14 protein-coding genes are annotated in these 15,851 nt (G+C 61.4%); 6 read left to right on the forward strand and 8 right to left on the reverse strand.

Features of this window, described 5'->3' with window-relative positions; genetic code table 11:
- Positions 1-20: 20 nt before the first annotated feature.
- From NGM68_RS02290 to NGM68_RS02305, 4 genes are all read right to left on the reverse strand, one after another.
- Positions 21-200 carry a DUF7470 family protein gene (locus NGM68_RS02290; protein ID WP_252700037.1) on the reverse strand — a complete coding sequence of 60 codons (180 nt, stop codon included), beginning with the start codon at positions 198-200 and terminating at the stop codon, positions 21-23.
- Between the two features lie 233 nt (positions 201-433).
- A complete protein-coding gene (locus NGM68_RS02295) occupies positions 434-1,321 on the reverse strand; it encodes a carboxypeptidase-like regulatory domain-containing protein (RefSeq protein ID WP_252700038.1) in 888 nt (295 codons plus the stop codon).
- A gap of 230 nt (positions 1,322-1,551) precedes the next feature.
- Positions 1,552-3,360, reverse strand: coding sequence for a glutamine--fructose-6-phosphate transaminase (isomerizing) (gene glmS, locus NGM68_RS02300; RefSeq protein ID WP_252700039.1), 1,809 nt, complete (start codon positions 3,358-3,360; stop codon positions 1,552-1,554).
- 1,300 nt (positions 3,361-4,660) lie between these two features.
- On the reverse strand, positions 4,661-5,302 hold the full coding sequence (locus NGM68_RS02305) for a helix-turn-helix transcriptional regulator (RefSeq protein ID WP_252700040.1): 642 nt from the start codon (positions 5,300-5,302) through the stop codon (positions 4,661-4,663).
- Positions 5,303-5,653: 351 nt separating this feature from the next.
- Here NGM68_RS02305 and NGM68_RS02310 point away from each other — a divergent pair, with 351 nt between their 5' ends.
- Positions 5,654-7,072 (forward strand): nucleotide sugar dehydrogenase, encoded by a 1,419-nt coding sequence (locus tag NGM68_RS02310; RefSeq protein ID WP_252700041.1) that lies wholly within the window; start codon positions 5,654-5,656, stop codon positions 7,070-7,072.
- Between the two features lie 18 nt (positions 7,073-7,090).
- Here the strand turns inward: NGM68_RS02310 and NGM68_RS02315 are convergent, their stop codons facing one another.
- Complete coding sequence (locus NGM68_RS02315; RefSeq protein ID WP_252700042.1) at positions 7,091-7,264, reverse strand: hypothetical protein; 174 nt, start codon at positions 7,262-7,264, stop codon at positions 7,091-7,093.
- A gap of 3 nt (positions 7,265-7,267) precedes the next feature.
- Between NGM68_RS02315 and NGM68_RS02320 the strand changes: the two genes are divergently transcribed.
- From NGM68_RS02320 to NGM68_RS02335, 4 genes are all read left to right on the forward strand, one after another.
- Complete coding sequence (locus NGM68_RS02320) at positions 7,268-8,335, forward strand: DUF354 domain-containing protein (RefSeq protein WP_252700043.1); 1,068 nt, start codon at positions 7,268-7,270, stop codon at positions 8,333-8,335.
- A gap of 4 nt (positions 8,336-8,339) precedes the next feature.
- A complete protein-coding gene (locus NGM68_RS02325) occupies positions 8,340-9,308 on the forward strand; it encodes a glycosyltransferase (protein WP_252700044.1) in 969 nt (322 codons plus the stop codon).
- Positions 9,301-11,280, forward strand: coding sequence for a hypothetical protein (locus tag NGM68_RS02330; protein WP_252700045.1), 1,980 nt, complete (start codon positions 9,301-9,303; stop codon positions 11,278-11,280). Before NGM68_RS02325 ends, NGM68_RS02330 begins: the two co-directional genes overlap by 8 nt.
- A 132-nt stretch (positions 11,281-11,412) precedes the next feature.
- Complete coding sequence (locus NGM68_RS02335) at positions 11,413-12,432, forward strand: mechanosensitive ion channel family protein (protein WP_252700046.1); 1,020 nt, start codon at positions 11,413-11,415, stop codon at positions 12,430-12,432.
- Positions 12,433-12,473: 41 nt separating this feature from the next.
- On the opposite strand, the gene NGM68_RS02340 is transcribed toward NGM68_RS02335, so the two are convergent.
- Both NGM68_RS02340 and NGM68_RS02345 read right to left on the reverse strand, forming a co-directional pair.
- The gene (locus tag NGM68_RS02340) at positions 12,474-13,049 is read right to left on the reverse strand and encodes a metal-dependent hydrolase (RefSeq protein ID WP_256469920.1); all 576 of its coding nucleotides are present in this window, start codon (positions 13,047-13,049) and stop codon (positions 12,474-12,476) included.
- 1 nt (position 13,050) lies between these two features.
- Positions 13,051-14,040, reverse strand: a complete 990-nt coding sequence (locus NGM68_RS02345; protein WP_252700048.1) for a DUF1616 domain-containing protein — start codon at positions 14,038-14,040, stop codon at positions 13,051-13,053.
- 393 nt (positions 14,041-14,433) lie between these two features.
- On the opposite strand from NGM68_RS02345, the gene NGM68_RS02350 reads away from it, so the two are divergent.
- On the forward strand, positions 14,434-15,045 hold the full coding sequence (locus NGM68_RS02350) for a DUF7344 domain-containing protein (protein WP_252700049.1): 612 nt from the start codon (positions 14,434-14,436) through the stop codon (positions 15,043-15,045).
- Between the two features lie 126 nt (positions 15,046-15,171).
- On the opposite strand, the gene NGM68_RS02355 is transcribed toward NGM68_RS02350, so the two are convergent.
- The gene (locus tag NGM68_RS02355; RefSeq protein WP_252700050.1) at positions 15,172-15,615 is read right to left on the reverse strand and encodes a hypothetical protein; all 444 of its coding nucleotides are present in this window, start codon (positions 15,613-15,615) and stop codon (positions 15,172-15,174) included.
- Between the last annotated feature and the right edge of the window lie 236 nt (positions 15,616-15,851).

A 15,851-nucleotide genomic window follows, 5' to 3' on the forward strand; every position in this document is an offset into this window, starting at 1 on the left:
TCGAGGTGGTCTCACACAGGTTAGGCCATTCCCCAGGACGAGAGCATGCCCGTCACGATCGATTTAATGAGGAGGCCGACACCGGCGAGCATGAGTGCGATGCCGACGGCGATCAGGATGTTTTGCGATCCGATCAGGGCGATGCCGCCACCGACGAGCAGGATGCCGAGGATGCCGAGCGGACTGAGGTTGTTGCGCATATCCGTGCTGATCAGCCGATCATCTTAATGACGATGGTTTCGCTGCCGCTCGAGAGGGCGTGAGACGGGTCGTGGTCAAAAGCGTGAGATGAATCGTGGTCGAAAGCGTGAGACGGATTGCGGTCGATAAACCGAGGACGGAATCAGAATGTAGTCCCCTTTCAGGCGTCGACTGACGAGTGAAATCGGATGACTGACATCGATTCACTCATCTGTTCAGGCTTGGAACGCCACTAGCCGGAGTCGTCGGCCTCGTCACTATCGCTGTCGTCGCTGTCGTCGGCATCCGAGTCGTCGGAGTCGTCATCGTCGAAGTCGTCGTCATCGTCCGTCGACTCGAGTTCGAAGAGGACGAGCTCGTCTTCGCCATCGATTTCGATGGTCGTTTCGGCGTCTTCATAGCCGTCGGCGGAGACGCTCACGCTGTACTCGCTATCCTCGAGCGTGAACTGGACGACGCCGTTGTCGTCCGTGGTGCCCTCTTCGCTGTGTCCGAACAGTGCTGCGTCCTCCTCGATTTCGATGGTGGCGTCCTCGATGGGATCGCCGTTGTCGTCCTCGACGATCACGGTCAGTGTGGATTCGTCGTTGGAGTCGTCGGAGTCGTCGCTGTCGTCGCTGTCATCGCTGTCGTCGGAGTCGTCGCTGTCGTCGGAGTCGTCGCTGTCATCGGAGTCGTCGCTGTCATCGCTGTCATCGCTGTCATCGGAGTCGTCGCTGTCATCGCTGTCATCGCTGTCGTCGCTATCGTCAGAGTCATCGGATTCATCCGAGTCGTCGTCAGGCTGCTCACCATCGTCGGCACCGTCGTCTGCGTCATCAGTCTCGTCGCCGTCATCTGCATCACCGCCGGCGTCGTCATCGACGTCTGATTCGTCGCCGCTGCTATCGTCGGTCGGCTCCGTTGACTCGCCGTCGTCGTTGTCGTCGTCTCCAGGTGACGATGCCCACGGCGGTAATTCGTCGCCGATACTGCTACCGGCACCGGCGATTCCCGACCCACCGGCTGCGAGTACGAGCCCGGCGAGGAGAAACACGACGCCGACGGAGACCAGCAACAGCTGTACGCCGGTCTGTATCGATCGCGTCTCGGATTGTTGTTTGGTGTCGTGGTGAGACATGGTTATGGGAGGTGTCGTCTCGTTTCAGTCGTAACCGACTGTCGCGCTCGGACGCTAGATCGGATGCTCGAGCCGGTCGCTGTCATCAGTAGAGTTACTACCGTCTGAGGGTTTCATTATACGGCTGATAAGGTCGTTTGTGAGGCAGAATAGGGCTGTTTAGCCATCACTTAGGGGGACGGAGGTCAGCGGGAACCGTGCCCGTGTCCTCCTGGCTGGTGACGCAATGCTCACTCGACGGTCACGCTCTTGGCCAGGTTGCGGGGCTTGTCGATCGGCCGCTCGAGCAGGTCGGCAGCGTGGTAGGACACGAGCTGGAGCTGGACGTTCGCGAGCAGCCCCGCCCAGACGGGGTGGGTGTCCGGTATCTCGAGGGTGGTCTCAGCCACGTCCGCGATCGGGTTGTCCGCGGAGCCAACGGCGATGATGGGTGCGCCACGACTCTGGGCTTCGATGGCGTTCGTCTTGGTCTTTCCGTCGGCGTTGCCCGTACAGATCGCGAAGATGGGCGACTCCTCGGTGACGAGCGCGAGCGGGCCGTGTTTGAGCTGTCCGGCCGCGAACCCTTCGGCGTGCTCGTAGGTGATCTCCTTGAACTTCAACGCGCCCTCGAGCGAGACGGGGTGGCCGAGTCCGCTTCCGATGAAGAAGTACGACTCGCTTCCGAGGTACTCGCGGGCGAGCTCCTCAGCGTGGGTCGACTCGAGGATCGTCTCGACGTGTGCTGGCAGGTCGGCCAGCGTCTCGAGCATCTCGGCCTGGTCGCCGGGCGGGCTCGCTTCCGGAACGTCCTCGGCCAGGCGCTGGGTGAGCAACGCGAGGGTGACCGCCTGGGAGGAGAACGTCTTCGTCGCGGCGACGCCAACCTCCGGTCCGGCGCGGATGTAGAGCGCATCGTCCGATTCGCGGGCGATGGTCGAGCCGACGACGTTGGTGACCGCGAGCGTACGACCCCCGCGGTCGGCCCCTTTTCTGACGGCGTCGAGGGTGTCTGCGGTCTCGCCACTCTGGGTGACCGCGACGACCAGCGTGTTCTCGTCGACCGGCCCGGTGGCCGTCTCGTACTCACTCGCCCGGATGACGTCGGTTCGAACACCGGCCGACCGAAGCAGCTGGGAGCCGTACAGCGCGGCGTGATAGGAGGTGCCACAGGCGACGAACTGGACGGTGTCCACGTCGGCGAACGTTCCCGGCGGGAACTCCTCGAGGGAAATCTCGCCGTCGTCGACGCGGCCGTCGATCGTGTTCGCGAGCGACGACGGCTGATTGTGGATCTCCTTGAGCATGTAGTGATCGTACTCGCCTTTTCCAGCGTCTTCGGGATCCCAGTCGACGGTCTCGACTGATCGCTCGACGGGCGTCCCCTCGGCGTCGGTGAGTCGGTAGGAGTCGGGCTCGAGGACGACGACGTCACCGTCTTCGAGGTAGATTACCTCGTCGGTGTGATCGAGGAACGCCGGCACGTCACTCGCCAGGTACCACTCGTCGGCACCCAGACCGAGGACGAGCGGCGACCCCTTTCGGACGGCGTACACCGCCTCTTCTCCGTCGACGATTGCAGCGATCGCGTAGCTGCCCTCGAGGGTATCGACGGCGCGTCGCACTGCGGTTTCGGTGTCGTCGGTCTCCGAGCGGTACTCGTCGATGAGGTGTGGAATGACCTCGGTGTCGGTATCGCTCTCGAACTCGTGACCGTTCTCCTGGAGTTCGGCCTTGAGCTCGTCGTAGTTCTCGATGACACCGTTGTGGACGACGGCGACGTCACCCGCCGAGTCGGTGTGGGGATGGGCGTTCTCGTCCGTTGGCGGCCCGTGGGTACTCCATCGGGTATGCCCGATCCCCATGTTTCCGTGGGGTTCGTGATCGAGGGACGATTTGAGGTCGGAGACCTCGCCCGAACATTTGTGGACTTTTACGCCGGATCCGTTCTGGACGGCGATTCCGGCGGAGTCGTAGCCACGGTACTCGAGGCTCTCGAGCGATGAGAGCAGCGTTTCCGTCGCGTTGCCGCGACCGATGCGGGCGACGATCCCACACATCAGTGGGTCACCTCCACGCGGGCGGACGCGACATCCCATGACGTTACACCAGAGAGACGACTCGCGGCTGGGTTGGCCACGGGGCTCGTGGGCGCAGTCGGTGCGAATCGATTCGACACAGCGGTCTGGGTTTCGGTGCTGGAGTGTGTCATGGTTGGCTACTACCCATCCATCTTGCCCGGTATCGGGCGGTTGGGTATCTATTCATGCCAACACGGACAGCACCCTTTACTATAAGACGGATAAGGATCTGCCACTCTGTTTTATACCGTCGTTAGCACCTCAGTGGCCCGATTACCGGCGTCTTCGTATCCGGTGTAGCAGCTATCAGGTGTTCCGAGGCGTGATCACTCGACAGACGCATCGTTTCTATTCAGGAATAGTTGCAGTGAGCACGACGGTCGGTATTTCCGACCGAAACTGGCAGTTTCTGGATCGCTGTGCATGCAGGAGGTGATCGTCGGCGACCTTGCACGATGCGGTGTGTCGATTCCGCTCGGATCTGGGAGTCGAGTCGAGATGGTTGCGCCCAACCAGTACTGGGTGTACCGAGGGGGTGTTGCTGGCGATGGACGGGTGGTGTCGACCCTGGTGGGACGACGTCGGTCACGACTGTGTATCGTAACCGCGATCATCTCGACGACACTGTTGTCTGTAGCTGGTGGCTCTCCGGGTCGATTTCAGCCTCACCCGGCACGCGACGGTGGGCGCTCGAACGGATCTGGCCCTGTGGTGGCGAGGTCGACGCACACCAGCTCGCTCGAGTCAGTCAGCGCTCGGATCCTGACTCTGCGCTTTGGTGTATTATAGTAGCCACTGAACGTCACTGCACACCCGATCGCAAGACGTGTCTGCGATGGGTGGATAAATCGCTTCAGGTGGTACTATAGCGGTAGCTCTCCGCTGTTTGTTGTGTTAACGACAGTCTTCGCGGCTGACCGTACTCTGTACGGTCGTAGCTGGTCTCCGATGCCAAACCGTGTTCGGACGCGCCGGCACGAACGTCTACTCGAGGGATCGAGTACGCAAAAAATAGGGGTCGGTGGTGGTGGAAGTGGTCGTAGCGTGTCACACGGTCTGTTGTAGTCGTTTACCGGTGGTTGCCGACACTACTGGCAAGCATCGGTAAACCGGTACAACGACCCGTATCAAGGGTCGGTGGTGTGACAGGGGTGGTGTGTCGAGACTGTCGTTCCCCTGGGGACTGAAGATGGGAGGACACCTCGACGCTCGAGGTGGCCCCCGTGACGGTGGATGGTGAGTGTGGGTTGGTGCGATGTACCCACGGTGTCAACGTGGCCTACGGGAGCGGCTTCTCGACGTTGAGTGGTGTGTCGTCTGTCGGCTGATCCGCGAGCGAGATGACGTTCTCCCGTCCTGCGGACATTTTGTCGATCATCCCATCTTCGTGCATCTGCGAGACGATCCGGCTCACTTTCGATTTCGACCAACCGGTCTCGGTGGTGATCTGGTTTTGCCGGATCTGGCCCTCGTTCTCGACGAGGAGCCTGATTACTTCCCCTTCGTCGCTCAGGAGCTTCGACGGTGTCGAAGCCGAGACGACGTGCTGAAACGAGTGATTGGTACTGATCTGGTGGTCGTCGGGGTCGTCATCCGATCCCGTCGAAAACGACACCGGAACGGAGATGTCGAGATCGAATCGGGACAGGACGTGCGCGAGACGAATGCCGACGAGGCCGCCGATCAGCAGGGACAACACCGTAACCAGGACGACATCCCAGACCGATGCGACGGGGCTCGCGAGGAGCCATTGCATCGCTCCGTCCGATCCCAGCGGCTCGAGGAGCCAGCGAGTAAGCGTTGCGCTCGTTCCATCCCCCTCAAGGATGGTGCGTGCGATCGGAGTTGCGTCGCCAAGGTCGCTGAGTCGACCTATCGTGGTACTGTGCCCGGCGGCGACATGGGAAGTCGAATCTATCATGGTACGGCGTTTGTGCGGTCACCGCGCAGGTCAGGGGTGGGAGCTGCCCGCGCCAACCGCACTCTCTTCTCAGTTCCATACCCCCTTCATTATGGGTTTACTCAGGCCCGTTTAACAGCCTGCTAAGCCTGCGACGGGGCTAATTTGCGAGTTTTCGCCTGAATCCGGCGACAGGCTCCCTCTCGGCGGTGTTGTGTCGGGGCTAGTCTGGCTGCAACGGTTTTACCGGCGCTATAGTAAACGGCTGAAAGACTGTGGGATGGTGATGAGGAATACCCGCTTCGGCGGGAACACACGAAAACCGGTTCGCTCGCGTGATCGAGCGCGACCACAACACAGATACGAGGCACCATGACCCCACCACTCAGCAACACCGAACGACGGACGGACGACCGAGCACGCACCGGGCAGACATTCCATCGGGACGCAGAACGTAAAACGTTCGAACACACCGAACCGGACTCGGACTCGGGCGTGCAACGTACCCGCGAAGCAACCGTCTGTGTCGTCGGACTCGGCTACGTCGGGCTTCCGCTCGCGGTTGGCTTCGGCGAGGCCGCGTTCGACGTCATCGGTTTCGACGTCGATGACGAGAAGGTCGACACGCTCCAGGACGGGGTCGACACGACCGGCGACCTGTCGGACGAACAGATCGAAGAGAGCGGCGTGACGTATACGGCCGATCCGACGACGATCCAGGAAGCCGACTACGTCTTCGTCGCCGTCCCGACGCCGATCGACCGTGACGGCCACCCCGACCTCGACTACGTCGAAAGCGCCGCACGCACCGTCGGCTCGAACATGACCGCCGGAACGACGGTCGTCCTCGAGTCGACGGTCTACCCGGGTGCTACGCGCGAAGTTCTCATGCCCGCACTCGAGGAGTCCTCCGGCTTTGACGCTGGTGAGGATTTCTTCGTCGGGTACTCGCCCGAACGGGCGACGCCCGGTGACGAGGAACACGGGCTCGCAGATGTCGTCAAGGTCGTCAGCGGCCAGAACGAAGCGGTGCTCAACGACGTGGCGGCGCTCTATGAGTCGATCGTCGACGCCGGCGTCCACCGCGCAGCGTCGATCGAGGTTGCTGAGGCGAGCAAAGTCGTCGAGAACACCCAGCGCGACATCAACATCGCGTTCGTCAACGAACTGACGATGGCCCTCGAGGAGATGGACGTCGACGCCCACGCCGTCCTCGAGGCGGCCGGGACGAAGTGGAACTTCCACGACTATCGACCTGGACTGGTCGGCGGTCACTGTATCCCGGTCGATCCGAACTTCCTCGCCTACCGCGCCGAGCAGTCGGGATTCACGCCCGAACTGATCCACGCGGGCCGAGAGGTCAACGAATCCGTCCCCGCCCACCTCGCCGAGATTACGATCAAGGCGCTCAACCGCTGTCACAAGACGCTGTGTAACAGCCGCGTGCTGGTACTCGGCCTCGCCTACAAGCCGAACGTCGACGACATCCGGAGTTCGAAGGTGTCGAACGTCATCGCGCAACTCGAGGACTACGACGTCGACGTCGAGGGCTACGACCCACACGCCGACAACGAGATGGCGCGCGAGGCGTTCGGCATCGAGATGCAAGATCAGCTCTTGTACGAGGGATTCGACGCGGTCATGGTGGCGACTCCTCACGACGAGTTCGCCGCACTGGATCTCGAGGCTGTCGCAGCCGACCTCGCGGAGCAACCCGCCTTGATCGACGTCACGGGGGCGGTCGACGAGGCAGCAGCCGCTAAGGCTGGGTTCGTCTACCGGAGGTTGTAGTCCAATGTCCCTTCTCGATTACGACCGCTCGCCAGCACTCGCGACGACGTCAGCGTTGGCGTTTGCGTCCGTCTCCGCTTTCGCGTCTGTGTTCACGTCAGCGCTCGCGCGAGCACCCGTGCTCGAGAGGGCCTGGCCATCGACACTCGCTTCGTGGCCACCGACACTCGCTTCGGACAGGGGGGTGACCAACTGATGCGCGTGGTCGTGACGATCCAGCACCCTGGACACGTCCACTTCTTCAAACACGCCATCGAGGAGATGGAGGGGCGTGGCCACGAGGTGTACGTCTTCGCCCGTGAGAACGAGGTCGCCGTCGACCTGCTCGAGGCCTACGACATCGACCACGAGGTGCTCGCTGGAGAGTCGGACTCGTTGCTTTCACTGGCGACGGTACAGGCAACGTACGAGGCCCGGTTGCTTCGGCGTGCCCGGCAGGTCAAACCGGACGTCATCACGGCGATCGGTGGCGTTGCCGCCGCCCACGTCGCGACGGCCGTCCGCGCCAGGAGCGTCGTGTTCTACGACACGGAACACGCGAGCCTCATCACGCGGCTTGCTTATCCGTTCGCGGACGTCGTCTGTACGCCCTCGTGTTACCGGGGTGACGTCGGCGCGAAACACCGTCGCTATCCCGGCTACCACGAACTGGCCTACCTGCATCCCGACCGATTCGAACCCGACCGCTCGGTGCGAGACACCATCGACTGCGATCCATCCGACCCGCTCGTCCTGGCACGAATCAGTAGCTGGGGTGCGTCCCACGACGTCGGGCAGGGCGGCTTCGAGAGCGTTCGCGACGTCGTCGAGCGTCTCGAGAACGCCGGGGCCCACGTCGTGTTGACGGCGGAGGGAGATCTGCCGGCCAGCCTCGAGTCCAATCAACTCACAACGGCTCCCGAACGCTTGCACGACTGGCTCGCCGCAGCCGATCTCGTGGTGAGCGAAGGAGCGACGACGGCAGCCGAAGCCGCCGTCCTCGGAACACCAGCGGTGTACGTCAACTCCCAGGCGCTCGGCTACACGACCGAACTCGAGGCCCAGTACGGGCTCCTGTTCGCGTTCTACGACGAAACCCGTCACGCGCGTGCGCTAGAAAAAGCCGTGTCGATCCTCGAGGACGACGACACCGACTGGTCGGCTCGACGGGCCGCCATGTTAGACGAGCGTATCGACGTGACCACGAGAATCGTCACCGAACTCGAGACCGCTGGTCAGGAACGCGTATCCGACCGATCGCCGGTTGTTGCGAATCCGGGGTAGATAGATGAACGTGTTACAGCTCGTCACGTCGCCGCGCCCGTTCTTCGACCAGCAGGTGTCGACCCTCGAAGCACGGGGCGTCGAGTGTACCGTCCTCAGCGTCCCCGGCGAGTACAACGGCGACTCGACGCGTGGCCCACTCGAGTATGCGCGATACTATCCACAGGTTCTCGGGGAGCTTCGTTCGGGTGAGTACGACCTCGTCCACGCGAACTACGGGCTCGTCGCGCCGTTCGCGCTCGCCCAGCCGAAACGGCCGGTCGTCCTCACGCTGTGGGGTACCGACCTGATGAGCGACCAGGACTGGCTGCGGACGATCACCCGGCAGGGCGCTCGGTTTGCCGACGCCGTCGTCGCCCCAAGCCCGGCGATGTCGGCTGCACTCGAGGTCGACCACGAACTCATCCCGTTCGGCGTCGACACCGACCGGTTCAGGCCTGTTTCGAAAGCGGAGGCGCGCGACCAACTCGGCTGGGACACCGACGAACCGATCGCCCTCTTTCCGTACGACCCGTCCCGTGAGGTGAAAGATTACCCGCGAGCCCAACGGGTGGTCGAACGTGCCGACGCCGACGTCGAGTTGCGGGCGGTCACCGGGGTGCCACACGAGGAGATTCCCTTGTACATGAACGCGAGCGACCTGCTGTTGGTCACCTCCGAACGCGAGAGCGGCCCGATGGTCGTCAAGGAGGCCGCCGCGTGTAACGTCCCGATCGTCTCGACCGACGTCGGCTTCGTTCGCGAAACGGTTGGCGACGTCACCGGCTGTGTCGTCAGTGACGACGACGCGGCACTCGTCGACGGTATCGAACGGGCTGCCGAGACGTCGATCCGACCGGACGCACGAGGTGCCATCGACGGACTGAGCCTCGAGTCGATGGGTGATCGGCTGCTCGAGCTGTATTACGACCTGCTCGAGGGGCCGGTGGACGGCAGCACCGATCAGGCTGCGGGGGTGACCCAGCGTGCTTAAGACGATCGATCAGTTGCGACCGTTCAGACTCGACACCGTCGCCGCCATCGCGGGTCTCGCGCTGGCACTGGCGCTGTTACCGCTGCGGCTGTTCGCCTCCCAGATCTACCTCGAGACCGTGCCGATCGTTCTCGGGACGGCGTGTGGGTTGTACCTGCTGTCGCTGTACCACCAGGGGAACGTGACGTCGCTGCCGACGCTGCCAGGGTCGGTTGCGATGACGCTCCCAACGGTCGTGTTGGCTGGTATTTCGGCCATGATCGTCCTTCCGGTGGTGCAGGGTGAGCGTACCCTGTTGTTTTTCGCGCTCTCGAGTCTCGTCGGGACGCTGTTGCTCGTCCAGATCGTCTTCACCGACGACGAGGTGTTTAGCGCGGGCCAGATACTGTTTCAGCTCGTGTGTTTCGCGCTCGTCTTCCGGTTTACGGCGCTGTACGTGACGCCAGGCTACATCGGCATCGACATCTGGACGCACATGGAGCTGGCGAACGCGATCCATCAGGAGCGTTCGCTGGCTGCGATCTCCCACGATAAACACTTCGCGTCGCCATTGTATCACCTGCTGGTCGTCACGGCGTCGTTCCTGTTCGAAGTTCCCCTGCGAACTGCGTTGTACCTGTCCGTCGGGCTCGTGATGCCACTGTCGATTCTGCTGGTGTACGCGACGACGAACCTGCTGGTGCCTGGCCGGTGGGCGACGCTCGCGGCGGCGCTGTATGCCTTCGCCAGCCACGTCTCGCTGTGGGGGATGCACATCATCCCGACGAGCCTGGGACTGGTTTTCTTCCTGGGGCTGGTGTACGCGTTGATCCGAGTCATGCGGATCGAGTACACGCTCCGGGACTTCTCGTTGCTCCTGGTGTTGAGCATCGCCGTTATCCTCACCCACCAGGTGTCGACGTTCATCATGCTCGTACTCCTGGTCGCGGCGTTCATCGCCCAGGTGACGTTCATGATCGGCCCGTTCGGCCTCACGCGCCTGGACACGAGCGTGTTCCGGGCGAAAAAGCCGGTCAACCTCATCGGGCTGGTCGTGTTCAACTTCGGACTGACCATATTTGTCTGGTCTCTAACACCCTATCGCGAGCAATCGTTCCTCGCGACGGTGTTGAGCTTCTTCGGACAAACCATCGAAGAGAGCGCTGGTTTCCTCAACATTGCGAGCCAGACTGACAGCGATTCGGCAGAACAGAGTGCCGCGGCGGCCGATCCGTCACTGCTCGAACAGGCCGTCCCCTACACCGACGCGGCGGGCTTCCTGCTCTTGCTGGGGCTGACGTTCGCCGGCTGTCTGTACGTCGTCCACCGACGTCGCGCCGAGCAGTCGGTGTTCACGCTGTTGCTCGCGGCGGCGTTCATGCTGGTGTTCGTCCTCGGGTTGCCGATGTTCGGCATCCGGAATTTCATCCCGACCCGGTGGTTCGCGTTCCTGTTCGCGCCGATGGCGATCCTCGGCGCGGTCGGGGTTCGCCTGCTGGTACGGGATCTCAACCCGGCGTTCGTCGTCGCCTGTCTGTTACTGGTCGTCCTGGTGTACCCGGGGGCGATGATGCTGGCTGTAGAGAGCAACACCGAGAACCCCGTGTTCTCGAGCCAGCACGAACGACTGGCCTACGACGAATCCGAACTGGTCGCTGCCGGGTCGATCGCCCAGCTGACGGGTTCACCCGACGGACAGGACATTCGCCAGGATCAACGGCTGTACACTGACCACCCCTATCAGACGTTGATCAGTCGAACCGGGGCGTATCAGTCGACGATGGCAGGCACCGTCCCCACTGATGGTACTGCCGACCACGAGTACACGCTGTACCGAACGACGCAGTCGTCCGAAAGCGTCTACTTCCAGGACGAAGACGGGCACGCCCAACTCGGTACCATCGACCGGGCACAGCTCTGTCGACCCGACCAGGCAACGGTGTACACGAACGGTGACGTAACGCTGTGTACGCCGTCGCCGGTCAGCAGCTAGCGATCGCGTTCGCGATCGGGTTCGTCTTTTTGAACGGAGGCTGTCACTCGAGACGGTGTCGTGACCACTGGACAGACACGGCCGGCTACTGCCACGAGTGACCTTTTCCGATTCGGTGCGGAAGTGTCGCCGATGTCTTCACTCCACTCGTTTCTCGCCAGTGGTGCTGGGTTGGGGCTCGGGGCCGCTGCCGATCCAGTTACCAGCCCCGTCAGAAATGTCGACGCCGGTACCCTGCCCGAGGCCGTTCCGTTCGTCGACGATCCGTGGGTCGTGGCAGCAGTCGTCGTCGTTATCGTGTGGGTCGGCTCGGGGATCCTCGTCAATCGCGTCCGTCCGCAACTCGAGGATCGACTTCGTCCGTCGACCGCGAACCTCGGCCTGGTTGTTGCTCGTATCGCCGTCGTCCTCTATGCACTCGTACCATTTGCCGGGTTGCTCGGCTTTCGTCCGCGGAACGTCCTCCTCTCCTTTACCGTGCTCTCGCTCGTCCTGGGGGCGATACTCGCCCCGGTCGGTCGAAGCTACGTGAGTGGACTCTTCATCCTCTTCAACCGGCCCTACGAGGTGGGGGACGTGGTCGAACTCGTCGAACGGGAAGAGCGCGGCTACGTCGACGATATCACCCTCGGCTACACGAAGCTCACGACGCTCGACAACTCGTTTCTGGTGGTGCCAAACGAGACGATGCGCGAACGCGACGTCCGGAACCTCTCGGCGGTCGACGAGCGACTCAGGGAGACGATCTCCGTCTGCATCACCTACGAGAGTGACCTCACTGACGCCTGTTCAATCCTCGAGGACGCCGCTCGATCGGTCGACGGCGTCATCACCGGTGGGCCTTCGATACGGGTTGGCCACACGCCGTTCCCCGCCGAACCGACGACGCTGCTCGAGTCGTTCGGCGACCACGGACTTCACCTCGTGTTGGCGTTCTGGATCGATGACCCATCCCTCGTGGCTGGGATTCGATCCGAGGTTCGACGGGCTATCTGGGACGGTGTCGTTGACACCGACGTCGACATCGCCTACCCACACACGCACGTCGTCTTCGACCAGACCAGCGGTCGAGCCAGGATCGATCTCGGCACATCCGATACAATCGATTCGAACGGCGAACTGTGGGCGGGGTCGGCGTCGCCGCGGGAGTGAACGGTATCGCGGACGATAGCCCCGAACCACCCACAGTCCGGTTATTGAATTCGGTCGGAAACCCACCACCACAGATCCGAGACGAACGGTGCGCCATCGGAGAGCCAGAGCACGACGATTCCACCCCCAAGGCCGATCTGGAGCAGTACCTGTGTCGTCAGTCCATCGCTGAGGAGGATATTCACGTACCTGGCGAAGTAGACGACGAAGTGATCGAGAAGGCCACCGTGATCGTTCGCGGGTGGTGACGCGAGCGGCCACAGTACGACTCGCGGTTCGATACTCCCTCCGCGCAACCATGGGTAGAGCACGTCCGTAAGGAGGTGGGACAGATACGCGATCGAGAAGGCGATTGCGATCGGACGGTCGTTCATCCGGACTGCCAGCAGGGAGATACCGAGACAGACGAACGGGGCGACGAAGATCGAGTGGCCGATGGCGTATCCCGTTTCAGTAATACCGAACGTCCAGGCCAGCGGCTTGTCCACGAGATCAGGTACCTGCGATCCGAGGACGACCGCGGCTGTTTCACGACCCGTTGGTGACCGTCCGCTCACCAGATGTGCGTACAACGAGTAGCAAAGATAGGCAACCGCAAGGTGCTCCCACGGCCACATCCTACTGAACCACGATCGGCAGGTGAATCACCCTGTAGGCGTTTTCGCTGTTGGGGTCGTCCGGTGGGTCACCTTCGTACAGCAACACCGTCAGCCGGAGATCGTCGCCTTGCATCGTCGGCGTTACCTCGAGCGTCTGGTGGTGTTGCTCGCCGTCGGGGACGGTTGCCGATGCGTGTTGCAGCTGTTCGCTCTCGTGGACGGTCGCTTCGTCGCCGTCGTAGCTCACCTGCTCGAGTAACACGACGGTCGTGTACGTCCGTTCCTCGTGTTCGTGGTTGGTTATCAGAACGGGCAGTTCCTGTGTCTCGCCAGCGGTGTACGTCGACTGGTACATCGTCTCGGTGTCGCTGGTCACGTCTTCGGTATCGACGGCGAACTCGGTGAATCCGTCGTGTTGGGGTGGGTTGGCGACGGCGAACCCGGCAGTGGCGACCAACAGGAGTAATCCGATGGCGATGCCGACGTTGTACGGTCGTAGGTTTCGCTTTTCGGACGGTGGTGACTGTGTCTGGGTGAAAAATGGAACCGACAACGGAAGGGTTGGCGTGAACCGTTGATCGGTCGGATATCGGGCACGGGCGATGATCGCAAGTACTGTCAACCCAATGGTGAGTGCTGAAATCCCGAAGATCACTGTTTCGGGCGCAAAACCCCTGGGGGTAACGTGCGTGAAAAGGGCAACTACGGGAACGAGGAATACGCTACATACCACTGACAGGACTAGCCGTTCGATTAGCTCGAGTCCACCGGTGACGAGCAGGGGGTTTCGAAGGCCGGTTCGCTCCGCGTCGAAGGGGTAGTACTCCTCGGACGGGTCGTCCGGAAACAGTACTGAAACCAGGGCATACCCCGGTAAAACGAGGAGTAGCGGCAATGCAATGACGATCCGTCCAACGCCTGGAACACCGAGTAAGAGGCCGAACGAAAGGGCACCAGTCACCAGGATGACGAGCGCCAGATCGAGGAACCACCAGTTCGTATCGCTCATACGCGTCGTGTAAACGAGGTGCTGGGGGATTATTACAGGCTCAATAAGTGGTGACTCGAGTGTGGTGTTGTCCCGTTCTCGTGAACCATCTGTCTGATAACTGACGACGTTTCGATACCGGCCGAAATTCAGTGCGTTGAACCGTCTCGATACGACACGAACGGTTACAAAACAATCGTTAAATTCCTCTTGCTATTCTGTGATGTATATGTTTCTGCATTTGAAAATTTACATCGGAAACTGGCGTCTCAGGGTCTGTGTGGCAGATATGAAAGGTTGTGAAACAAGTTAAAGGGTGCTTGAGGTGGGGATAAAATCAGATGAAACGTACTGTTCAGCAGTGGACTATTTCTATCCTTTATTACCTCCCCCTGATTTGTGGAGACTGGTGCGATGACGTCTACACATATCAGCCCTGAAGAACAGACCCGAGCGGAACCGGCAGAGACGGATGAACCGATGTCGTCTCCGCAGGATGACGACGAGCCAACGGAGTCGTTCTCCAAGGACGAACTCTTCCACCTCCTACAAAACGAGCGCCGTCGTATGGTTCTCGAGTACCTGCGCGGTACCGAAGGCCCCGTTCGTATGCGCGACGTTGCAGAGCAGGTCGCTGCGTGGGAACACGATACGGATGTTCAGAACCTCACTTCCACGCAGCGCCAGCGAGTTTACATCCCGTTATACCAGTCCCATCTGTCGAAACTGGATGAGGCAGGTATTATCGACTACCAGAAAAACCGCGGGATCGTCGAGCGCAAACCGGCAGCTGACTACGTCGATCAGTACCTGCAGGTCGAGCCCGCGGAGAACACGACGAGTACGTCGCCGTCGGTCGGAACCGGTTGGGACGATTACTACCTCGGTGCAACGGCCCTCTGTTACCTCGTGTTGCTCGGGGCCGTGTTCGAGTTGCCGTTCGTCTCGCTGCTCTCCGGTATCGGCCTGAGCGCGCTCATCTTGCTCCTGTTCACCGTCCTGACGGTGCGCCGATTCATCGAGTAACGACGACGTTTTGTTCTTGACGAACGCTCGACCCCATAGCTGGTCGTTTCGCTATTTCGTCCGCGTGCACAGTGATGATTCGACTCTGCGACTCGCTGTTCCGACAACGTATCGATGCGAGGTCGCTCACACGCCGACGGTCATGAACGTAACCATCACGGCGGTTGCGAACGCCAGGCTGAGAAGAGCGACGATAGCAAAGAGGAACCCAATGGATATTCGCCCAAGCGAGGAGTCGAGCAGCCAGTCCTCGTCTCCCGATACCGGGATGTCGACCGTCCCCATCTGTGGATCGAACTCGATGTGACCGTCGGTGTCGAGTTGAGGGAGCCGATTCTGGTACAACTGTTCGTGAATATCCGCCCAGACGGAAACTGGTGGACGCGACGGCCGAAGCAGCTGATCCGTAATTTCGTCGACGGTCACCGGCGTGTTCATCCGCTCGAGAGCGGTCACGAACGCGTCGTCGGAGGATGGGATGACATCCTCCGGCTCGATCGCTGAAGCCGGCTCACGAGCGGTTGTAGAGTTCTGGTAGATGGTGACGTCGACCAGCTGCTCTGTTCCCACGGTGCTGGCAGTGGTTTCGTCTGAAGAAGGGTCTGACGAGGAACGAAACCTGGATGGCGTCAGACGCATATTCCAGGTGAATAGATCCTGGGATATAAGTATTCTCCCGGTTGAGCGAATTAGAACGATTTATGCAACCCGTTCGGTCCGTTTCTCGGTAGACGTTGCCGGCTCTTCTGGATGTATCCAGACGGGCGCGACAGCACGAACACAGGGTGCGTGTCACTCCGGTGTAT

It is taken from the genome of Natronosalvus vescus, assembly GCF_023973145.1.
Classification (GTDB): Archaea; Halobacteriota; Halobacteria; order Halobacteriales; family Natrialbaceae; genus Natronosalvus; species Natronosalvus vescus.